We start from the raw sequence: 20,826 nt of genomic DNA on the forward strand, positions 1-20,826 counted from the left end.
TTCAGAGAAACTTTGGTGTTTGCTGCGGACTCTAGTTCCAAGTCGACGATTTTTCAGAGAAACTTTGGTGTTTGCTGCGGACTCTAGTTCCAAGTCGACGATTTTTCAGAGAAACTTTGGTGTTTGCGTAAGTCCTGTTCTCATTCTCCGTCTCGCAAGCTGAGTATTGCCTATGAAGTCTGTTTACGAAACCGACTTTTACGCCTGGACACAAGAGCAAGTCAAACTGCTAAAAGAGCAAGCATGGCATCATCTGGATGTTCTAAATTTGATTGAGGAGTTAGAAGATTTAGGTAGACGAGAACGGCAAGAACTTAGAAACTGTTTGGGGTTGTTGCTGGGACATTTGCTCAAATGGCAATACCAACCCTCGAACCGTAGCAATAGCTGGTTGGCTACAATTCGAGAACAACGGCGCGAGGTCAATTTGTTGTTAAAAGACAACCCTAGTCTTAAGTCATATCTGCCGGAAGCTTTGCCAATCGCTGATCAATCTGGTTTAGACTTGGCAGTCCGCGAAACCGGAATTGCCTACGACGCCTTCCCTACAGAGTGTCCTTACTTGCTGGTAGAGCAAGTTTTGGATGATACTTTTTTGCCTGAATTATAAATACTAAAGTTGGTAATGGGTAATTGGTAATGGGTAATATCATGTCCTGAGGTATCGGTAGTGTATGGATGGCTAATTGCTCGCTTGCTAATTGCAAGCTTGTCAATTGCCAAAAGAGCCATTAGCGATTAGCTATTAGCAGTTACACAACTGTTGCTACTGGACATGATATAATTGGTCAAATTGTAGTTAGAGCTGGGTAAATTCACTAACAAAGCCATTTTAACCACATGCTGTAGGAAAACTGAAAAGCACCAAGCTAGCAATTAGCAATTAGCAATTAGCAATTAGCAATTAGCTATTACCAATTACCCATTACCTCTTTTCCTCTCGCTCAATTTCAACAAAATCTCTGCATGAACTTCTCTAGTAATGGGATAAAAATAAGCCAAGAGCAAACCCAAAATTAAACCCACCATCGGCAGGGGGCCGATAGCAATCCGAATCGCCAATAAGGCAGAATCAGGTTGGACGGGTATGGGTTGTCCCGCGATTCTCTCTTTAAACCCGGCTGATTGTAAAGCGACACCGACTAAAAATAACCCCAACGCCAGTCCCATTTTTTGCAGGAATACCATAAAGGCATAAAATATCCCTTCCCGGCGCTTCCCAGTTTGCAACTCGTCGAGTTCAATTACATCTGGCATCATCGACCAAGGAATCAAGTAAGCAACAGAAACGCCGAATCCGGCTAAAACTGCCAAAAAGTACATCCAGCCAATTTGACCTTTTTGCAGGAAAAATAAACCGGCTTGGGCGATAATCCAGAGAATCATACCCATGTAGTAAACGGCTTTTTTTCCCACTCGTTCGCTGACTGCACTCCAGACATATAGCATTAATAAGGCAGTTCCTTGCACCGCGATCGCCACTAAGTTAAACTCAGCCTCGGTTAACCCCATCCAGTTAACCACAAAGTATGGCAAAATCGAGGCTGTCACTTGTACCCCCAGCCAAGAGCAAAGATAAATTCCTGCTACAAACAGAAACGGACGGTTGCTAAAGGCTATTCGCAACTGTTGCAACATGGGGATTTGTTCCTCTGTTTCCGTTTCCATCCGTCGCGCCTCCGTTGCTAAAACGCGCTCGCGCACGCCCCAAACGCACCAAAATAACGGTAAAACCGATAAAACCGTACAAATCGCTGCTAAAACGAGATACTGTTGCTCTTGTTCGATTTCTAACCGCGAGAACACCCCCAACGCCAAAAATAACGATAAAATGCTGCCACCGATGGAGAAGGTGAAGCGAAAGCTATTTAAGCTAGTCCGTTCGTCGTAGTCTTGGGTGAGTTCTGGCGTCAGCGCCGTGTAAGGTAAGTTAACCGCTGTATAAAAACTATTGAAGAATATCGCGATAATTACGTAATACCAGAATAAACCCCACGGGGTCAAAGGCGGGACAACCCACTGCAAAAAGAAGAAAATGCCAAAGGGAACCGCACCGTAGAGCATCCAGGGTAACCGGCGACCCCAGGGGGAACGAGTGCGATCGCTCAACACCCCCACCATCGGATCGTTGACCGCGTCCCAAATTTTACCAATCATCAGAATGCTGCCAGCCAAGCCAGCACTCAAACCCGCCACGTTGGTGAAGAAAAACAAGGCGAAAAATACCCCAATATTAGCCGTAATCGCAGGGCCGAGATCGCCAGCACCGTAAGCGAGTTTGGTAGCAAAAGAAAGCTTTTCGCGGCGGGGAACGTCAGACGGAGATGAATGGCTCATGGCGCTTTTAGGGTTTGTACTGAGGCCATTTTAGGCGCAAATGTTACGGGAGGGGATGAAAAAATCCCATCACCCATCACCCATAACCGATTACGGCAATTGCGATGTTCTCTCCGGACAACTTACGGGTGGAATTTAAGTCACAATAGTTTTTCTGTCGTCTTTTTCGCGCAGGAGCGATCGCGCTGCTTATGCACGACCTTTACGTTTCCTGGTCAGATTACCACGCTTTGATCGAACGGTTAGCGGTGCAAATTTATCAGTCCCGCTGGGAGTTTAATCAAATCGTCTGCCTTGCTAGGGGAGGACTGCAGGTTGGGGATATCTTCTCCCGGCTTTACAAACAGCCGTTGGCTATCCTCGCGGCTTCCTCTTATGAAGGAAAGGGCGATCGCGTCCGAGGCAACCTTACCTTTTCCCACACCCTCACCATGACTACCCCCCATCTGGGTAGTCGCATTCTCCTGGTTGACGATTTAGTCGATTCCGGTAACACCCTCCAGCAAACGGTTATCTGGCTCAAGAAGTACCACGGTGCTGACGTTAAAGAGGTCAAAACCGCCGTCATCTGGTACAAAGCCTGCTCGATCGTCAAACCCGATTATTACGCCGACTACTTACCAGATAACCCCTGGATTCATCAACCTTTTGAACGCTACGAACTTTTGACCCCCGCCGAACTAGCCAAGAGCCACGAGGAATTACTCGTTTCTCACGCCAAGAAACAATAAGCTAATGGCTAATGGTTAATAGCTAACATTAGTCATTAGCCATGAGCCATTAGCCATGAGCCATGAGCCATTAGCCATGAGCCATTAGCCATTAGCCATGAGCCATTAGCCATGAGCCATTAGCCATTAGCCGCACCGAATAGCCACAACCAAATTGGTAGCATCAAGAGAAAGCCAATTGACCCGATAGCCAGGGCGGCAACGGTTAAATCGCGGTCGAGATGGAAAGTTTCTCCCAGGATGAGGGTAGCAAACGCGGGAGGCATTGCCATTTGCAAGACAATGACTAACCTGGGCGCGCCGCTCAAACCCAGAAATTGCAGCCCGTATCCCAAAATTAGGGGAACTAGGAGCATTTTAATCCCCAAGCTAATCCAAACGTGGGGCAAACCGCGCCAGGAAGATAGCTGACTTAGCCGCATTCCGATCAAGACTAAAGATAGAGCGATCGCCATCCAAGCAGCCTTTTGCAAACTAAATTCAATGGGGGCGGGGAGGGGGATATCTCTGCTAGCCAAAGCTAGGCCAAAACTCCACAGCGCCGGATTGGTAAGCATGGTGCGAGTCAAATGAGCGCAATTGCGCTCATTTTTGCCAAAACGCGCCGCCATTACCACGCCTAATCCATAAGCGCCGAACATCGTCCCCAACAAGTCGTAGAACAGCGCCCAGGCGAAGTATTGCTGACCCAGGATCGCCAGGATAACCGGATAGCCGAGATAACCAGTATTGCCCACCATTGAAGCTAACAGGAAACTGCCCTGAGTTGGTTTGCGGGCGAGGGGGGGAACGGCGGTAGGCGAGGTAAGACGCACCCGATGGACTTGCAAGGCGATGAAGGCGTGAGCGATCGCCGCCCCCAATAAAATAGCCGCCCAAGCGACTAAAGGCGCAATCCAAATTGGCCCGGATAAATCCGCATGGCGCACAAATGCCACAATGCTAATCGGGACTCCCACCCAAAACAGAAACTTGCCCAAAGCAGCGGGAACATCTTTGGGGAGAACGCCGCCTATTAACCATCCCAGGACAACTCCGCCTACTAGGGGTAGATAAAGTTGTAAAAGTTTAATCGCCAAATTGGACATGGTTGAATTAGCAGGACTTAGGCAAAGAAACCGGGTTTCTGTGAAAAATCTTTGGTTTAGTCGTAGAGACGTTACATGTAACGTCTCTACTAGAGATCCAGGTCGAAACCCGGTTTCTGGTCTCGTCGTGGGTAAGTCCCGATTGGGTCATGACTTACCAATTCAAGATAGTCAATTGGGAAGCGATCAGTCATTGTTTAAAATTTGTTTAGTGTCTGGTGTCGAGCGTCAAGAGCAGGAGTGGAGTGTTGGATAACGCCGGATTTTCTGAAAAGCCGTCAAAAGCTGCGGCTGAATCGATGGAAGATATTCCCGAAGCCTTGCGAGACGCATCCGAATCAGCCAGCGTGTCGCACCTGAAGCAGGGGGGGTGGCTGGTGGGAACATTCGTAGGATTGGGAGCGATCGCGCTTACCGTGGGGACATGGCTGACGGTTGGGGAGCAGCTGTTTCCCAGTATAGCCACCGCCCCCAATCGCAAAACCCAAACTACAAGCCCCATCGCTTCGCCGTTTGCGTCCCCTTCCCCGAAGAGTACCCCAACGACTCCACCCAATAGTTTATTGGGACACTTAGCTTATCCTGAAGCACCCGCCAAAGATTTGCAAGCCATCACAGCAAATGGGCAGATTAAACTCCGCAAAACCGCCGCCCAAAAATTTATGGCAATGACAGCTGCGGCGCGAGCGCAAGGAGTTATTATCGTCCCGATTTCCGGATTTCGTTCCGTATCCGAACAGCAGCATTTATTTTTCGACGTGAAAGCGCAGCGCAACCAAGTTGCCACCGAACGCGCTGCCGTCAGCGCCCCTCCAGGATACAGCGAACACCATACAGGTTACGCCGTCGATATTGGCGATGGCAGGACTCCCGCCACCAACTTGAGTCAGACTTTTGAGCAAACAGCCGCCTACAAGTGGCTAGCTGCTAATGCCGCCCGCTATAGTTTTGAAATGTCCTTCCCCAAAAACAATACCCAAGGCGTCAGTTACGAACCTTGGCACTGGCGCTTTGTTGGCGATCGCCACAGCTTAGAAACTTTTTATCAGGCTAGGCAGTTGAGCAAGTGAGCAAGTGAGCAGGTGTGCAGGTGTGCAGGTGTGCGGGTGTGCAGCCAAGATCGCGAAGTAATTACTTCTACTTCGTTATCTCCATTATCTCCTCTGCCCCTCGAGCACGCTTGCCCCTTTTGCCCAGCAGCACACCCGCTCTTGAGCTCCCCTGCCTACCTGCCCAAAAAGCAGATTGTCCCAAAACGTAGGATAATGTGGAGGTAGACTTGCATAACGAATTTCTTTCCTAAACTTATCTAAACTTGGCTATTTTAGGTAAGTTTCAAAGCTCCAAAGCGGCAAAAATTGACTGGTGCTGGATCCCAGTTATACTTGTTGGTATAGTACGGCTGGCAAAGTCTGCACTCAACGCCTGTGGACAAGAAGGAGCCGACTCCCAAGGTTGAAGCAGGAAGCAGACCCTCCAAAAACTGTTTCTGGTTGAATGGTGAACTTTAAGCAAGTTTAGCCAAGTTCTGTGAAGCAGCTTGAGTGAACTACCACACACTGACCTACAGTACAGTGTGATGGCTCTCCCAATTCATCGGGAATTGCCAAGAGAACCGGAGTTCTCTTGGTCTTACATTCCCTCCAAGGGCAGGAGTCCTGGTTCCCAAGACCCATACTTTTTCTTGACAACTGTACCTTTTAACTTGGTTTTTGCTTATGGCAGGGAGTTTGACACTCTCCGGGCTAAAGCCACGGAGATTCTTCGTTCATAGACCCAACTTGCTCAGGTAGGATTACTCCAACCTGAGTAGAGGTCGAATCTCCCGAAGCGTTCGGGTTTAAAACCCAAGTTCCCACATGCCCTGTGGTACTACTGGCTAAGCTCAGAATATTGATTGCAGCATTCTGGTCCCGGTCTAATACAAGCCCACACTGACAGGCATGGGTTCTCGTAGATAGTGATTTATTGACCAGGGTGCCACAACGAGAGCATTCCTGGGATGTATAGGCAGGATTGACGGCAACAGTTATCCTGCCAAACTTTCTGCCGAAATACTCTAGCCATTTCCTGAACTGATACCAACCTGCATCATTAATCGACTTAGGGAGACAGTGATTCTTTACTAAGTTCTTGAGCCTCAAATCTTCCTAGGCGACCAAATCTAAGAATTGGATTACGCAACGCGCCACTCTCTTAGCGTGTTCTTCACGTTGCCTACTTATTTTGAGGTGTACTCGCCCTAATTTATTAATGGCTTTCTTCCGGTTGGCAGAGCCTTTCTTTTTCCGAGAAACACACCTTTGTCTAAACTTTAGGCGTTTCTCACTTGTCCGATAAAACTTAGGATTGGGTTCGCTATGTCCATTGCTATCTGTGTATAATTCTTTCACCCCAACATCTAAACCAATGGTTTTGCCTGTCGGTTGTACTTCTACTTTGTTGTCCACACTAATCAAGAATTGAACATAGTAGCCATCGGCACGGCGAACTAACCTAACCCGTTTTATCTGGTCTAGTTGGTAGAAGTTTAAATCCCACGTACCCTTGAGTTTGAGCGTACCTATTCCTTTTTTGTCGGTGAAAGCGATCTGTTTCCGAGTTTCAGATAGTTTCCATCCACTAGTCTTGTATTCAACTGAACGGCAGTTTTTCTTGAACTTCGGATAACCTTTCTTCCCTGGAATAGCTTTTCTACAATTGTCGTAGAACCGAGCAATGGAAGAATATGCAAAACGAGACGGCAACTTGACAAGCATGAGAGTTCAAGGCTTTGACGAAAGGGAATTGGGCGCTTAACGCTGTATTGTGGCGATACAACTCTTTTTGTCCTACACCTCGATTGTCCATCCAAAAACGGACACATTTGTTGCGGACGAATTGAGCGGTTCTAATCGCTGAGTCTATTGCTGTATATTGAGTTGTTTTGCCTTTCGCCTTGAACTCTAAGACGATCATTTGACCTGGGCAACTCCAAAGGCAAATATTATAGCATTAGTAAAGCCGTCCTAGAAGGACGGGGCTTGAAACCCATCTCTTTGGTCAAGATGATTCAATGATACCACAAGCGATTTGCTCGTTTCGTCGTTGCAGATTTCCCAAGCCTCATTCCATTCGGCATCGGTCAACCTGCACTCTAGAGGAACGCTCGCATTCATCTCAACACGCTCCGCTGCACGTACAGTGTGAGGCTTCTGCTGTTTGAGCTAAATAGCAAAATAGTTTGCTAAAGTTACTCATACAGGACTTACGCAAACACCAAAGTTTCTATGAAAAATCGTCGCTTTGGAACTAAAGATCCTAGCAAGAAACCCGGTTTCTGGGAACGCCCTTGCGTAAGTCCTGTCATAGTTACTTATGGCGCTAGTGTTGACTTGGTTGTAATTTTCTGCTAGTTTTCTCAAAATGCCGAAAACCAAGGCTTAAAATATTCTGGTTTGTAAGCCATAGCCGCTGCAAAACAACCAGCCTGTAAAAATGTCGCTCGTTTGACCACGATTCGCTAAATTGGTGGAAAATAATGGTTGAACAATGGCTCCGGGGCGGGTTTTACGGAAAGAAACCGGGTTTCTGTGAAAAATTGTTGAGCAAGGAAAAAGATATAGGTCGAAACCCGGTTTCTGGTATAGTTAAACCCGCCCCTACAAAAAACAGCCAGTAATCTTAAAATAGGGTGTTGCTCACCCGAATTTACGCCTCTTGACTGTTGGAGCCGAATCCCTTGGTGGAAGCTCTAAGCAGACCCTGTAGAAATTACTTCTAGTTGAATGGTGAAGCACAAGATAAGTCTAGCCAAGTTTTGTATAGCAGAAGATACGCTCGCCGGATTGACATTGACTGGCTAAAATAAGCCAAAGGCTTGCTATGCGGCGCAATCAAAAACAACCTTGATGCCGCTGGCAATCGGGACTCCTGCCAAGGGTAAATATCGCCACTATGTCTCAGACTGCCGTTCACAATCCTGACACCAGGGGCATCCATAATGCAATGGATGTGGAACTTCGTAAGGTTTTCAAAGTTTTTAATGGAGAAACCGCCGTTCGCGGGGTTGACCTGGATATTCACCAAGGTGAATTTTTTAGCATTCTCGGACCTTCTGGGTGCGGTAAAACAACCACGCTGCGCTTAATTGCCGGGTTTGAAATGCCTAGCGCCGGGGAGGTGCTGATCCAAGGTCAGTCGATGACTTCTGTGCCGCCCTATCGCCGTCCGGTGAATACGGTGTTTCAAAGTTATGCCCTGTTCAACCACCTCAGCGTTTGGGATAATATTGCCTTTGGATTGCGGATTAAAGGGCTGCCGAAAGCCACGATCGCCGACCGGGTGAAAGAAGCGCTGAAATTAGTCAAAATGGAAGCTTTTGCCAACCGCTTGCCGAATCAACTTTCCGGCGGACAGCAGCAGCGGGTAGCCCTAGCAAGGGCATTGGTCAACCGTCCCGCAGTTTTGTTGCTGGACGAACCCTTGGGGGCGTTGGATTTAAAGCTGCGGAAAGAAATGCAGGTGGAATTATCCAATTTACACCAAGACTTGGGCTTGACTTTTGTCATGGTGACCCACGATCAGGAAGAAGCGCTGTCCCTGTCGGATCGAATTGCGGTGATGTATGAAGGCAGAGTCGAACAAATTGGCACCCCCAGCGAAATTTACGAACGTCCCCGGACGGCGTTTGTAGCTGATTTTATCGGGGATACGAATTTATTTCCCGGACGAGTAGATGAGGGGGATGGCTCGACGATTCAAGTGCTGACGGAAAATAAACTGAAAATCATCGTGCAAAAATCCGAGGGCATGGCAGGACTGCGTCCGCAAGCACAGGTGGTAGTCAGCGTGCGACCGGAGAAAATTAAACTGAGTCTCGAACCGCCCAACGTGCCAGGGAACTATTTTGAAGGCAATCTCAAGCACGTGATGTATATGGGAACCCACGTTCACTGCGTGGTGGAATTAAAATCGGGCGATCGCGTCATCGTCATGCAACCCAACACCGCAGGCAGCTTGAGCGAACCCCACACCCCAGTCTACATTTACTGGCGACCCAAAGACTGTCTAGCGTTAGTTCAAGAATAGACCTCTCCAAAAACTACCCTCTTTGGCGGGCAATACGTCCCACCCCACAAGAATTATTGGAGAGATCTAATAGAGCGAGAAAATTAAACATCGCCTCGGTGCGATACCGCTTTGGTTTCAAAACTCATGGTCATCCGCAGTAGTTTTAACGCGAGTATATAAAATCAAACGATATGACAAACTCGCAACTATTTAAATCAAACCTTTCGCGGCGTCGATTCTTACAAACGTCAGCAGCGGCGCTTTCTGGACTGGGGCTTTCCGGGTGCGGATGGACACTGGCACAAGTGAGAGCCGAAACCCCTGTCCAAGATAAATCTAATCGGCTGTTTATCTATACCTGGGCTGGCTATACTGACGAAAATCTGCTCTCTAGCTTTACCGCCGCCACAGGTGTAAAAGTTATCGCCGATGTGTTCGATTCCAACGAGACGATGCTGAACAAAGTTCAGGCAGGAGGCGGTAATGCCTACAGCATTATCTACCCCTCTGACTACGCAGTTGAGAAAATGCAAGAGTTAAGCTTGCTAATCGAACTCGAACGCGATCGCCTCAACGGATTGGAAAATCTCCTGCCCCAGTTCCGAAATTCCGCCTATGACCCCGACAATCGCCACAGCGTACCAGTGGCTTGGGGAACAACCGGGCTGATTTACAATAGCAAAAAACTGCAACAGCCTCCCGAAGATTGGGATTATCTGTGGAAAAATCAACAGCAACTTTACCGGCGGATAACTCTGATTAACGATGTGCGAGAAGTGATGGGGGCAACGTTGCGGATGCTGGGTTATTCTTATAACTCGACCAACCCGCAGGAATTGAAACAAGCTTACGAGAAATTAAAGGCACTCAAACCTGCGATCGCTTCCTTCACCACCGACGCCTGGAAAGAACAAATTTTGGCAGGCGACTTGCTCATAGCAATGTGTTACTCCGCCGACGCCGCCGACGCCATTTCCGAAAACGAAGAATTGCGCTATGTCATTCCCAAAAGCGGCACTTCCCTATGGACCGATACGATGGTGATACCCAAATTCGCGCCCAACATCGATGCGGCCTATGCTTGGATCAACTTTATGTTACAACCCGCCGTCGCAGCTTCGGTTACCGAACGCCTCAACTTTGCCACTCCCAATAAAACGGCGATTAAACAATTGCCAACTAAAATTACCAACAATCCCAGCATCTTCGCCCCCGAAGCAACTTTGGCAAAGTGCGAAAGAATTTCTCCTTTGGATAAAAAAATTAGCGAAGAGTATGACCGCTACTGGACTCAGCTAACCAGCGGATAGGTAACCATCTAAAATCTAAAATCTAAAATCTGCAATCCCAACTGTGTCTACAAACGCTTCTCCTCCCCCGCCTACTTCTATGCCCGCAGAACCACCAGATGCTGGAATGAAACGCCAACAGCAGCAGTGGTTAGAACCTTTAATATTACTTGGTCCGGCAGGAATTTGGTGGTTGCTGTTGCTGGTAGTACCCGCGCTGGTAATTTTTTGGTTGAGTTTAGTGCCAAAAATTCGACCAGGCGGTTACGTTTTGCCGGTGTGGGAACTGTTAAATCCTTCGTCACTGTTCAATTACGCCCAGGCGTTTGAACCGCTGTACTTAACCGTGATCGGGCGATCGCTCTTTTTCGCCTTCGGGACTACAATAATCTGTCTGCTGCTGGGATTTCCAGTCGCGTACTGGATAGCGGTGATGGGTCTCCCCAAATGGCGGAATTTGCTGCTGTTGGGTTTTGTTTTGCCGTTGTGGACTTCGTCGCTGTTGCGAAGCTACGCTTGGATTACGATTCTGCGGTCTAGCGGCGTGATGAATTCGATCCTTACCAGCTTCAATCCGCTGCTGGCTGCTCTAAGACTACCAGAAATCCCGCGCCTGGAATTGCTCAACGATTGGCCTGCCGTATTAATTGGCATGAGTTACAGCTATCTACCCTACATGGTGTTGATATTATACGCCTCGTTGGAAAAGCTGGATAAACGACTGCTGGAAGCATCGGCAGACTTGGGGGCAAATCCAGTACAAACGTTTTGGAAAGTAACCGTACCTCAAACTAGACAGGGAATTGCCGCCGGATCTTTGCTAGTGTTAATTTCAGGATTGGGAGATTTCGTCGATCCGGAATTGCTGGGAGGCGCATCCAGCATGACCGTATCCCGGTTAATTTATAACCAGTTTTTGGGCGCAACTCAGAACTGGGGGTTTGGATCGGCGTTGAGTATGATATTTATTTTGGCAGTTAGCCTGGCGATCGCGCTGTTAATTAAATTCGGCGATGCCAAACCCCAACGCTAGGGAATTTTAGATTTGGGATTTTAGATTTTAGATTTAAGTTAAATCTGCTATTCTATAGCCCAATACAAAATCAATAAACCGAATGTGGATATAACACACCAAAAAGACAATACCGTGAAAAAACCCAAGTTCCAGGCCAAACGTCGTCCTGGTTGGCAGGCAATTTTCTCACTGCTGATGTTTTTTTACATGTACTTGCCGATCCTAGTTCTGGCAGTTTACAGCTTTAATAAATCGCGCTTTAGCGCCAGTTGGGAGGGATTTACCCTCGAATGGTATCAAAAACTGTTCAACGATGGTCGAATTCTGGCGGCGCTGCAAAATAGTTTAATCGTTGCTTTTGGTGCCGTGGGCATCTCCGCCTTGTTCGGCACCTTGATGGCGGTGGGATTGGCCCGGTATCGGTTTCCCGGTAAAGGTTTATACCAGGGGGTTTCTTACCTGCCGATTATTATTCCAGACATTGCGATCGCAGTCGCTACCCTCGTGTTTTTGGCAGTGGTGCAAGTCCAGCTGAGCCTCTGGACTATCGTCGCAGCTCATATCGTCTTTTGCCTTGCCTACGTCGGTCTTGGCGTTTCCACCCGCTTGGCAGATTTAAACCCCCACTTGGAAGAAGCCGCCCTAGACTTAGGCGCAACGCCGTTTCAAGCCTTTATCCAAGTCCTGCTACCCCAACTAATGCCCGGTATTATTTCCGGCTGTCTGATCGCCTTTGTCCTCAGCTTGGATGACTTTCTGATCGCCACCTTCACCGCCGGTAGCGGTGCCACCACCCTACCGATGGAAATATTCAGCCGCATTCGTACTGGTGTAAAACCTGACATTAATGCCCTCAGTGTATTTTTGATAATAGTGTCAGGCGCAGTGGCATTTATAGCCGAATTTATCCGCTATCGCAGGGAAGGGGAAAGTATAAAATAATACAGGAAAGCGGGGATGGGGCATGGGATTTTTCACCAGCAAGAACGGGGACCAGGCCAAACCCACGATCGAGCTTGATTTTTTCACTAATTTAAACAGAGTGACGGAATGATGACAAAAAATAAAATTATTCCAACAGAATTTTGTAGCAAGTTACCACCATATAGATTAGGCTGTGTGTAATCTCATTGAGTATACTGAAATCGATGAGGAAAAATATAATTGAGATAGAGAAAAATGCCATATGACAGAAAACATTTTTGAACTTAAAGAGACGATCGAGTCTTGGGATTCTCACTATTACCATCCCATTGCTCAGGGTTATTACGATCGAGCGATTGCCACAATGCTGCGGCTGATGGAGGTACAACCAGGGGCAACTGTACTCGACGGGGGGTGCGGTCCGGGAGTACACAGCATTCGAGTTGCTAAAGAAGGCTACCGAGTCCGTGCCATTGACTTTTCACAGGCAATGCTGGAAGAGGCACTAGCACGTGTAGAAAGTGCTGGCATGAGCCACGCAGTTGAGTTTAAACAAGAAGACCTGACCAATCTAAGCTTTGGAGATGGTTCGTTCCAATACGTATTTTCCTGGGGGGTAATTATTCATATCCGGGAAATAGAAAAGGCGCTGGATAACCTAGCACGCATTGTGGCACCAGGCGGTAAGCTGGCGCTGTACGTAACAAATAAGACAGCTTTGGATCACAAGATTGAGTTTGTTGCTCGCTACCTGCTTGGCAAACCACTATCTGGACAGGAAAGCTTGTCAATGGGGAATGGCCTCTGGTACGAGATGCATGGCGAAAAGCTTTGGGTGTGGCAAATCGACAGTGAGGCGCTGACAAAGTATCTCGCAGCACGGGGTTTTCGACTAAAGCACCGCCTCATCGGGGAATTAACTGAGATCCAGCGCCTGGTCAGCGGGAAACCGAGGGAATTACTACTGCACTTGAACAACCTCTGCTATAGTCTGAAACTTCCCCCGGCGCTCGCAGTCACTAACCTGTTTGTTTTTGAGAAGATTAGTTGAACGATTTGCGTCAGTCCCCACCCTCTTACAGGGTAGGGAAGAATAGCGGTCAAAAAAAAGGGTTAGATGCCCTCTTTTTTGACCATTTATTGACACTTATGTTTTATTTCTTGCGGGAAGTCGTAAAACCACGTATATCTAATATCATGTCCGGTTGTATCGGTTGTATATAGTCGATTGTGCGAAAAGCTGTTTTTTTCCCTCCCACCTGCCCAAGAACCCACCTGCCCACCTGCTCACCGTAAGCCTCAACTACCGAAGCAAGCGGACATGATATAACCTGGGGAAGGTGCCAATATCTTCGCAGAAACTTTACAGTCAACCCCAAGTCCGCGATGTTATACTGCGGTCGAAACCTAAATTCTGTGCATGTTGCTATTTCGGGGTGCGTCGCCAGGATGTGATAGACAGTTGAAGGGTGCAACTGTCCAACAAAAAATCGCTGCGATGAAAGAAGCTGTGAACGGGGGTAAAGAAGGCTTGGACTTGGCGATCGCTGGGTTAAAAGACGCTTCATTACAGGTACAGCAAGCAGCGTATGAATTGCTGCGCTCAAACAGCAGCAGCCAATCAGTCAAAACAGCGTTACTGGAATATAACCCTTATGCATTTTTTGAGTGCCTGTACGAAATCGAGGTGCGTTTAAACACCATTAATCCCACCGCTATCAGCCTCAATGGAAAGATTATAGCCAGTGGCAGTGGCAGCAAGATCAAACTCTGGAATTCGGATACGGGGGAACTGCTACGCACCCTTAGCGCACATTCAAAGCCAGTTAATGCGATCGCCATTAGTCTAGATCGAAAGATTTTAGCAAGTGGCAGCGATGACCGCACAATCAAACTCTGGAACCTGCATACGGGACGACTGGTGCGTACTATTACAGGACAGGCATACAGGATAACTGCTGTCGCCATCAGTCCGGATGGAAACACGCTTGCTAGTGGCAATTGGAGGACGATCAAACTGTGGAATCTGCATACCGGGAAACAGCTACACACTCTGGAGGAAGATTCGGGATGGGTTGATTTTGTTACCTTTAGTCCGGATGGAAAAAAAATTGTGACTCGCAGTAGCAACTGTATTAAAATTTGGGGCGAGAGGTAGAATTTTAGATTTTAGATTTGAGATTTTAGATTTTGGATTTAATTTGAATGCGCTATTATATCATGTCCAATAGCAACGGTTGTGTAACTGCTAATAGCTAATCGCTAATGGCTCAATCAGGAAAAATACTATATTAGCAATTAGCAATTAGCAATTAGCCATCCATAGACTACCGATCTCTCGCGGACATGATATTATACCCAAAACAAAACAGGGGTGGAAACCCAACCCCTGTCTCAATCTTTACAGTTCGATTGTCGCTAGATCAGTTTTAAATCTGCATATTCGGCAATCATGTCATCGGAACTGAGGGTATCGCCTTCAGCTTGCGGTGTCCACAGAACTTCAATTGCCAAAAGTTGGTCGCTAGGAATTGCACCAAACTGACGCAATGCTTGACGCAAGTCGTCGGAACTATTAATTTTTGGCAGTTGCAGTTTGCTCAGAGTTGCAGCAAGCAAGGTAACGACGATATATTCACCTGTTTCTGCGTTCAATTGTGCCAATTCGCCAGATGTTTCCCCTGCGGGTAAAGCAGCTTTCGCGTCGGCTTGTCTGAGCAGGTTATTGACATTTGACAGGGTTTCTGCTGTAAATTTACTCCGTTCTGCGAGGGAGTAGCGGTTAAATGCAGCTTCTGCTGCTTCTAAACGCGCTTGCTGGGTATCAGCACCGGCATAAAACCAATATTCGGGGTGGCGCAATAATGCGAGGGTGGTTTCTTGCAATACTTCGGCGCGTCCTTGGGGAGAATTGGTATCGGCAGTTTCGGCTATTTTATTCAGTTCGGCTTGTAAACTACGGGCATTTGCTAACAAACCGACTTGCAATTTAGCGACAGAAACGGTGGGATTGCTGGTATAAATTTGCTCATCGGATTCTCCCCCACCGATGCGACGGAAACTTTGGAAGAGGAAGTTGGCGATCGCAATAAAAATCAGCAGGGTAAATAACCCGCCAAATCCGCCACCAATGCCAAAAAATGGAATCAAGAACGGAAATCCAATTCCACCACCGTAAGGATAATATCCGCCACCAGGAGGCGCATAGGTACGGCTGGGAGGTGCATAGGTGCGCGAAGGTGCCCTAAAAGAACCGCCTCCAATTCGACCACCAGTGCGAGCAGCTAATGCTCCATCAGCGTGACCCAGTGCCAAGGTTAGCACGAGTCCAGCGACGAGTAGCGGTTTAAAAAGCGGTTTAATCGTTGAAAGCAGTTTCTTGTACATAAAACTATGCTCATTCAGACTATTTGAAACTGATAGCGCAACATCTCTGGTTTACGCCATTTTTTGTTAACGCTTCTTCATATATTTCTAATATAAGGATTCCTGTCTGGGCAGGATAGTCGGTTTGGGGTGGATAGCTGGGTAGATAACCGTACCGAAAACATTTATAGCGGATTGCAGCCGTATGAGGTACGGCGAAGGAATGCAATAGCGGCACCGTTAACGGTGCCGCTATTGCATTCCTTCGCGATAACGCTTTCCCTGACTCGCTGGCAATCTGCTGTATTAGCAGTAGTAGCGGATCTAGAGTAAGATGCTGGGTTGAAAGCTTGTATTAAGCGCTTAAGCGCTTACTACGAACTGATGCTAGCCGCCGCCAACAATAGTGACAACTTCAAGCTTGTCGCCTTCTTGTACTTGGGTTTGCGACCAAAATTGGCGGTGGAGGATTTCGCCGTTGTATTCTACTGCTACTAGGCGGGGATTAAACCCGAATTGTTCTAACAATTCGGGCAAGGAAATTGGGGGCGAACAGGTACGGGGTTCCCCATTCACCCAAAGCGTAATTTGACTAGACATTGGACTGGGGAAGGTGTGCTTGATAAGCTCGCATGGTTTTCATCCTACTGAGTTGGGAGAGCATGTACTGGGTGACTAAAGTTGGCTGCTCTGCCTGCATAATAGCTCTGACGACGGCGATGCGCTCTGCACCCGCCATCAGGACATCGTTTAAGTTAGTCGGCTCGATGCCGCCAATGGCAAACCAGGGAATCGAGGCGTGCTGGGCGGCATAGCGGACGTATTCTAGTCCTGCCGGAGTTTTACCTTGTTTGGTAGGGGTTTCGTAAACTGGACCAACGCCGATATAGTCTGCACCTTCTGCGATCGCTCGTTGCATTTCATTCATATTTGTCGTAGAGCGACCGATCAAGCGATGGGGGCCGAGCATCTGTCGGGCGAAGGCGATGGGAATATCTTGCTGTCCGAGATGGACGCCATCGGCATCGGCTGCTATAGCTAAATCGACGCGATCGTTCATAATAAACAAAGCTTCGTAGCGGTGGCAAAGCTGGCACAGTTTGCGCGCCAGCTCGATTTGATCGCTATCCTCTGCGGTTTTATCCCGGTACTGTAAGAGAGTCAGTCCCCCTTGTAAAGCTGCTTCCACAACCTCAAACAGATCTTCTGAGGGAGATGTGACGAGATACAGGTAAGATTTGAGCAGTTTTTGGTGACGTTCGTAACCGAGTAAATTGCTTTCTAGGGTATAAACCTCGTAGCGCATCCGCTTAAACGCGGCGCCCATATCCGGGTGATAAAGCTTGCCGTATTCTTCTAATACCCGCAGCGCTTCTTCTACCCGGCACAAATTCGCTTGCAACAGATGCCCAATGCTGCTGCGTTGTTCTTCTTGGGGATGGGTGAGTTCGGTTCCCACATCGCCCAAGGTATCTCTGGCGGCGCGCAATTCTGGGGTATGCCATCTAGCCAACTCTTGGCGCATTTGCTTGCACGCCTCGCTCAGGTGCGAACTATTGAGGCCAAAACGACACCATTCCTCTACAATTCGCAAACCTTCGCGAGCGCGGTCTAAGTTAGCATCCAAAATGCGGCAAACAGCTGGCTGCATTTGTGGGGGCAAGTCTGAGAAAGGCCGGTTTTGGCTGAGTTGATTGCCCATTGGAAAGACTCCGTTAATTTTTCAATCCTATCAGTCCGATTCGCCGATACTTGCAAAAATACTTATTTAGGTTTTGGCAGCGAAACAGAGTTTATTTTGCCATATTTGCCTTACTCGTCAATAACCCAGCGCTAACCAACGGTAAAGCGTGCGCTTGTATCTAAGCTCCACCTCAACTCGGAAAACCTAGAAAGGCGTTCCGATGAGAGCTTCAACCCTCGACACATCAGGGCGCACTGACAAAGCACCCGTTCTTTCCCAGTCTTGCCGAGAAAGAATCGTTATTAATGTTATGTTTCTAGCACCTATCAAATCATTTTCAACTGATACACCGCAGTAGTGATATTGCTTGTGTTGCAAGTCTGCCAGATAGTAACCAGCCTTGCCGCCGTTAACTCGAAATAACTCGATAACGACTTGCTGCTTTGAAATGCCTTACAGTAACTCAAAATCCTGAAAGTCAACAGCAATCGGCAATCGTTTGTCGAACATTTTGCCTGTTTTGAACAGCCATCCCCCTGGTTTACGTTCCACAACCCGCATATACTCCGGATGAATAACGCCTGAATCTGACATGGGATATACTCATTTCACCGAAAAATGGGGAGTTTGAGGGGGATTCTGGAGAGCAACTACGCTTTAGATATGGGGAGGAAGAATCCCCCTCAAGGCTGTTTCGGGGTCTCGACGACCCCGAAACAGCCAATAACTTTCTGGATTTTCCAGTATGTTCTGTAGTAGAATATCTGTATTCATATGTGAGATTTCTTGCATTGTGGAACAAGTTCTGACCTTGGGTTGCAAACTTCAACCGACACCTGAACAGGAAGCTAAAATTGATACTTTGCTTCAAGGGTTTGCGGATGGTTGCAACTATGCCAATCAGACGATTAAACCATCGGTGACAAGCAAAACCACGATTCAGAACTTGGTGTATCAAGCACTGCGAGAACGGTTTGGGCTGAGTGCCAACCAAGCAGTTAGGGTGTGTGCTAGAGTTGGCGCAAATCGCAAGACTGCCAAACTGAAAGGCAAGCCAGTCAAAGCATTTAAGCCAACTAGTGCTGACTACGATGCCCGAATCTTCTCGTTTAGAGAAAAAGATTGGACGGTCAGCCTGACACTGTTGGGCTGCCGAGAGCGGATTAAGCTGAGTATTGGCAACTATCAGCAAGGGAAGCTGAAAGGCAAAGAGCCGACATCTGCCCAATTGTGCAAGCACAGAGATGGGCAATACTACATCCATATCCAATTGAAGGATGAAGCGCCCCAACCAATCCGCTCTGACAAAGTGATTGGCGTGGACTTCGGACGCAGAGAAATTGCTGTTACTTCCAAGGGAGAGAGATGGGACGGTAAACCGATTCAAAGAGATAAGTACGCCAAGGCTAGAGAGCGCATCCAGCACAAAGCCTCGAAGGGCACACGCAGTTATCGCAGAAGATGCAGAGAACTGTTGCAACGGCTGTCGGGGAAGGAAAGACGTTATCAAGCTTGGCTCAACCATAACATCAGCAGACGCATCATTCAAGATGCCAAGACTAATAGTGCCATTGTTGCAATTGAGGACTTGACCGGGATTCGAGATCGCACCAACCAGAAGCCTCGCAACAAAACCGAGCGAAGACGGGCTAATAGTTGGGCGTTCTATGAGTTGCGCCATTTCCTGGAATACAAGGGGATTAAGTACGGTGTTGAGGCGATCGCAGTACCACCCGCCTACACCTGCCAAACTTGCCACAGATGCAACCATCTGGGATCCAGAAGTGAGAAGCGGTTTAAGTGTGCCAACAAGGCTTGTGGTTGGCATGGCGATGCGGATGAGAATGGAGCAATCAATATTGCAAACATTGGAGCCGTTGTAACCGGGCTTCGAGGTTCGGAGTACCTTAGCTGTTTTCTGGGCTACGATACTTCAGGGCTACTGAAAGCCCCCGGCTTCTAGCCGTGGGGCTAACAACAGTGACAAAAAACCTACCTAAATCTACTTAAATCTCTCTAAACTCCCAGTTTTTGTAAAGATTTGCTAACTGCCCGCCGCAAACCAAGCCCAGAGGATAATTACACGAGGGCAGCAGATAGTCATGCGCCAAACCACCCTTGTGCTACTCGGATTTAAAACTCAAATCCAACTGACAAACTCTATAGCTCAACTGCTTGCCAAACACGCAGGAGTAGCACGTCATGCTTGGAACTGGGGATTAGGATTAACTAAGGCGATCCTAGACCACAATCAGGCGCACTCAGAGGATAAAATCAAATTCCCCAGTGCCATCGATTTACACAAATGGCTAGTAGCATTAGTCAAATCCAAATATCCTTGGTACTATGAAGTATCAAAAACAGCCCCCCAATATGCATTAATGCACTTAAGAGAAGCTTGGAAAAAATGCTTCCAAAAAAAAGCGGGTGTACCAAAATTCAAGAAAAAAGGCCGTCACGATTCATTTACCCTAGAAGGGACAATTAAAATCATCAGCCCCTGCAAAATTAAAGTCCCTGTCATCGGAGTATTAAAAACCTACGAACGTTTACCTAATGGCATCACACCTCATACAGTAACGATTAGTCGTAAGGCAGATAAATGGTTCATTTCATTTCTTCTGGAGGTGGAAACCAAATGTAACCCAAAAGCGATAGATATGGTTGGGGTAGACTTGGGAATATTAAATTTAGCTACACTTTCAACTGGGGAAGTATTTCCCGGAGCCAAAAAAACTCGCCAACTGCTCAAAAGGCTGGCTCACAAGCAATGGAGTCACCGACAAAAACAATTAGGCTCGAAAAATTGGCGAAAATCCAAGACACTAATAGCGCGGCTGCATAGCCAAATTGCTAACATTCGCCGTGACTACTTACACAAGTTAACTACCTACCTCGCCAAGCACCACGGCGTGGTAGTAATTGAAGACTTAAATGTCAGCGGCATGTTAGCCAATTGTAAGTTAGCTCATGCTATTGCCGATGGAAGTTTTTATGAATTTAAACGACAGTTGGAATATAAATGTCAACTTTATGGTTCCTCACTGCTCGTTGTTTCCCGATGGTTTCCTAGTTCTAAAACTTGCCATTGTTGTGGTGAGGTGAAACAGTATTTATCACTTGAACAGCGGATTTTTCAGTGTGAAAAATGTGGTTGGACATGTGATAGAGACTTAAATGCAGCCTTAAACTTAGAGCGAGTAGGGAGAGCTACTCCCGAATTTACGCCTGCGGACAAGAAGGAGCCTACTCCCTTGGTGGAAGCAGGAAGTCATGCCGATACAAGTCTCATAGGTAGATTTGAGATTGTTTGATCTAGCGGATTGGTTACTGGTTAAAT

The 20,826-nt window shown here is 47.5% G+C and carries 18 protein-coding genes and 1 pseudogene; 12 read left to right on the forward strand and 7 right to left on the reverse strand.

The genetic code is table 11. The features are described 5' to 3' along the window. Window positions 1–172 precede the first annotated feature (172 nt). Window positions 173–610, forward strand: coding sequence for a DUF29 domain-containing protein (locus MiSe_RS34320; protein ID WP_226588587.1), 438 nt, complete (start codon window positions 173–175; stop codon window positions 608–610). Window positions 611–918: 308 nt separating this feature from the next. Here the strand turns inward: MiSe_RS34320 and MiSe_RS34325 are convergent, their stop codons facing one another. Continuing rightward, the gene (locus MiSe_RS34325; RefSeq protein WP_226588589.1) at window positions 919–2,337 is read right to left on the reverse strand and encodes an MFS transporter; all 1,419 of its coding nucleotides are present in this window, start codon (window positions 2,335–2,337) and stop codon (window positions 919–921) included. Between the two features lie 191 nt (window positions 2,338–2,528). On the opposite strand from MiSe_RS34325, the gene MiSe_RS34330 reads away from it, so the two are divergent. Beyond that, complete coding sequence (locus tag MiSe_RS34330; RefSeq protein ID WP_226588591.1) at window positions 2,529–3,068, forward strand: phosphoribosyltransferase; 540 nt, start codon at window positions 2,529–2,531, stop codon at window positions 3,066–3,068. A gap of 119 nt (window positions 3,069–3,187) precedes the next feature. On the opposite strand, the gene MiSe_RS34335 is transcribed toward MiSe_RS34330, so the two are convergent. Then, entirely contained in the window at window positions 3,188–4,156 is a 969-nt protein-coding gene (locus MiSe_RS34335) for an AEC family transporter (RefSeq protein WP_226588593.1), read from the reverse strand. Here MiSe_RS34335 and MiSe_RS34340 point away from each other — a divergent pair. Both MiSe_RS34340 and MiSe_RS34345 read left to right on the forward strand, forming a co-directional pair. Continuing rightward, window positions 4,155–4,412, forward strand: a complete 258-nt coding sequence (locus tag MiSe_RS34340; RefSeq protein ID WP_226588595.1) for a hypothetical protein — start codon at window positions 4,155–4,157, stop codon at window positions 4,410–4,412. The two genes, MiSe_RS34335 and MiSe_RS34340, sit on opposite strands and share 2 nt — an antisense overlap. Next, window positions 4,405–5,226: a M15 family metallopeptidase gene (locus tag MiSe_RS34345; RefSeq protein ID WP_226588597.1), complete on the forward strand. Its 822-nt coding sequence runs from the start codon at window positions 4,405–4,407 to the stop codon at window positions 5,224–5,226. The genes MiSe_RS34340 and MiSe_RS34345 overlap by 8 nt, the downstream gene beginning before the upstream one ends. A 675-nt stretch (window positions 5,227–5,901) precedes the next feature. Here MiSe_RS34345 and MiSe_RS34350 read toward each other — a convergent pair. After that, a pseudogene (locus MiSe_RS34350) lies at window positions 5,902–7,114 on the reverse strand (RNA-guided endonuclease InsQ/TnpB family protein). A gap of 978 nt (window positions 7,115–8,092) precedes the next feature. Here MiSe_RS34350 and MiSe_RS34355 point away from each other — a divergent pair. From MiSe_RS34355 to MiSe_RS34380, 6 genes are all read left to right on the forward strand, one after another. Beyond that, on the forward strand, window positions 8,093–9,226 hold the full coding sequence (locus MiSe_RS34355) for an ABC transporter ATP-binding protein (protein ID WP_226588598.1): 1,134 nt from the start codon (window positions 8,093–8,095) through the stop codon (window positions 9,224–9,226). A 173-nt stretch (window positions 9,227–9,399) separates the two neighbouring features. Then, complete coding sequence (locus MiSe_RS34360) at window positions 9,400–10,518, forward strand: ABC transporter substrate-binding protein (protein WP_226588601.1); 1,119 nt, start codon at window positions 9,400–9,402, stop codon at window positions 10,516–10,518. A gap of 79 nt (window positions 10,519–10,597) precedes the next feature. Continuing rightward, entirely contained in the window at window positions 10,598–11,530 is a 933-nt protein-coding gene (locus MiSe_RS34365; protein WP_226588641.1) for an ABC transporter permease, read from the forward strand. A gap of 114 nt (window positions 11,531–11,644) precedes the next feature. Then, window positions 11,645–12,454 carry an ABC transporter permease gene (locus MiSe_RS34370; protein ID WP_226588604.1) on the forward strand — a complete coding sequence of 270 codons (810 nt, stop codon included), beginning with the start codon at window positions 11,645–11,647 and terminating at the stop codon, window positions 12,452–12,454. A gap of 244 nt (window positions 12,455–12,698) precedes the next feature. Next, complete coding sequence (locus MiSe_RS34375; RefSeq protein WP_226588607.1) at window positions 12,699–13,487, forward strand: class I SAM-dependent methyltransferase; 789 nt, start codon at window positions 12,699–12,701, stop codon at window positions 13,485–13,487. 369 nt (window positions 13,488–13,856) lie between these two features. After that, a complete protein-coding gene (locus tag MiSe_RS34380) occupies window positions 13,857–14,594 on the forward strand; it encodes a WD40 repeat domain-containing protein (RefSeq protein WP_226588609.1) in 738 nt (245 codons plus the stop codon). 260 nt (window positions 14,595–14,854) lie between these two features. Here MiSe_RS34380 and MiSe_RS34385 read toward each other — a convergent pair whose 3' ends face one another. The 4 genes from MiSe_RS34385 to MiSe_RS34400 all read right to left on the reverse strand — a co-directional run bounded on the left by MiSe_RS34385 (window position 14,855) and on the right by MiSe_RS34400 (window position 18,080). After that, entirely contained in the window at window positions 14,855–15,823 is a 969-nt protein-coding gene (locus MiSe_RS34385; RefSeq protein WP_226588611.1) for a DUF1517 domain-containing protein, read from the reverse strand. A gap of 366 nt (window positions 15,824–16,189) precedes the next feature. Next, window positions 16,190–16,402 carry a sulfur carrier protein ThiS gene (thiS, locus tag MiSe_RS34390; RefSeq protein ID WP_226588613.1) on the reverse strand — a complete coding sequence of 71 codons (213 nt, stop codon included), beginning with the start codon at window positions 16,400–16,402 and terminating at the stop codon, window positions 16,190–16,192. Further along, the gene (locus MiSe_RS34395; protein ID WP_226588615.1) at window positions 16,395–17,504 is read right to left on the reverse strand and encodes a thiamine phosphate synthase; all 1,110 of its coding nucleotides are present in this window, start codon (window positions 17,502–17,504) and stop codon (window positions 16,395–16,397) included. The genes thiS and MiSe_RS34395 overlap by 8 nt, the downstream gene beginning before the upstream one ends. Window positions 17,505–17,939: 435 nt before the next feature. Further along, window positions 17,940–18,080 carry a hypothetical protein gene (locus MiSe_RS34400; protein ID WP_226588617.1) on the reverse strand — a complete coding sequence of 47 codons (141 nt, stop codon included), beginning with the start codon at window positions 18,078–18,080 and terminating at the stop codon, window positions 17,940–17,942. A 199-nt stretch (window positions 18,081–18,279) separates the two neighbouring features. Here MiSe_RS34400 and MiSe_RS34405 point away from each other — a divergent pair, with 199 nt between their 5' ends. Beyond that, window positions 18,280–19,449 (forward strand): RNA-guided endonuclease InsQ/TnpB family protein, encoded by a 1,170-nt coding sequence (locus MiSe_RS34405; RefSeq protein ID WP_373872941.1) that lies wholly within the window; start codon window positions 18,280–18,282, stop codon window positions 19,447–19,449. Window positions 19,450–19,606: 157 nt separating this feature from the next. Further along, a complete protein-coding gene (locus MiSe_RS34410) occupies window positions 19,607–20,800 on the forward strand; it encodes an RNA-guided endonuclease InsQ/TnpB family protein (protein ID WP_444980594.1) in 1,194 nt (397 codons plus the stop codon). Window positions 20,801–20,826: the final 26 nt, after the last annotated feature.

The sequence above is a fragment of the Microseira wollei NIES-4236 genome (assembly GCF_020521235.1).
Taxonomy (GTDB): Bacteria; Cyanobacteriota; Cyanobacteriia; order Cyanobacteriales; family Aerosakkonemataceae; genus Microseira; species Microseira wollei.

Excerpts from the sequence above, each read along its gene's own strand:
- MiSe_RS34395 (WP_226588615.1), bottom strand. The coding sequence starts at position 17,504 with ATGGGCAATCAACTCAGCCAAAACCGGCCTTTCTCAGACTTGCCCCCA.
- MiSe_RS34325 (WP_226588589.1), bottom strand. The coding sequence starts at position 2,337 with ATGAGCCATTCATCTCCGTCTGACGTTCCCCGCCGCGAAAAGCTTTCT.
- MiSe_RS34365 (WP_226588641.1), top strand. The coding sequence starts at position 10,598 with ATGCCCGCAGAACCACCAGATGCTGGAATGAAACGCCAACAGCAGCAG.
- MiSe_RS34335 (WP_226588593.1), bottom strand. The coding sequence starts at position 4,156 with ATGTCCAATTTGGCGATTAAACTTTTACAACTTTATCTACCCCTAGTA.
- MiSe_RS34355 (WP_226588598.1), top strand. The coding sequence starts at position 8,093 with ATGTCTCAGACTGCCGTTCACAATCCTGACACCAGGGGCATCCATAAT.
- MiSe_RS34380 (WP_226588609.1), top strand. The coding sequence starts at position 13,857 with ATGTTGCTATTTCGGGGTGCGTCGCCAGGATGTGATAGACAGTTGAAG.
- MiSe_RS34385 (WP_226588611.1), bottom strand. The coding sequence starts at position 15,823 with ATGTACAAGAAACTGCTTTCAACGATTAAACCGCTTTTTAAACCGCTA.
- MiSe_RS34360 (WP_226588601.1), top strand. The coding sequence starts at position 9,400 with ATGACAAACTCGCAACTATTTAAATCAAACCTTTCGCGGCGTCGATTC.
- thiS (WP_226588613.1), bottom strand. The coding sequence starts at position 16,402 with ATGTCTAGTCAAATTACGCTTTGGGTGAATGGGGAACCCCGTACCTGT.
- MiSe_RS34320 (WP_226588587.1), top strand. The coding sequence starts at position 173 with ATGAAGTCTGTTTACGAAACCGACTTTTACGCCTGGACACAAGAGCAA.
- MiSe_RS34375 (WP_226588607.1), top strand. The coding sequence starts at position 12,699 with ATGACAGAAAACATTTTTGAACTTAAAGAGACGATCGAGTCTTGGGAT.
- MiSe_RS34340 (WP_226588595.1), top strand. The coding sequence starts at position 4,155 with ATGGTTGAATTAGCAGGACTTAGGCAAAGAAACCGGGTTTCTGTGAAA.
- MiSe_RS34400 (WP_226588617.1), bottom strand. The coding sequence starts at position 18,080 with ATGTCAGATTCAGGCGTTATTCATCCGGAGTATATGCGGGTTGTGGAA.
- MiSe_RS34330 (WP_226588591.1), top strand. The coding sequence starts at position 2,529 with ATGCACGACCTTTACGTTTCCTGGTCAGATTACCACGCTTTGATCGAA.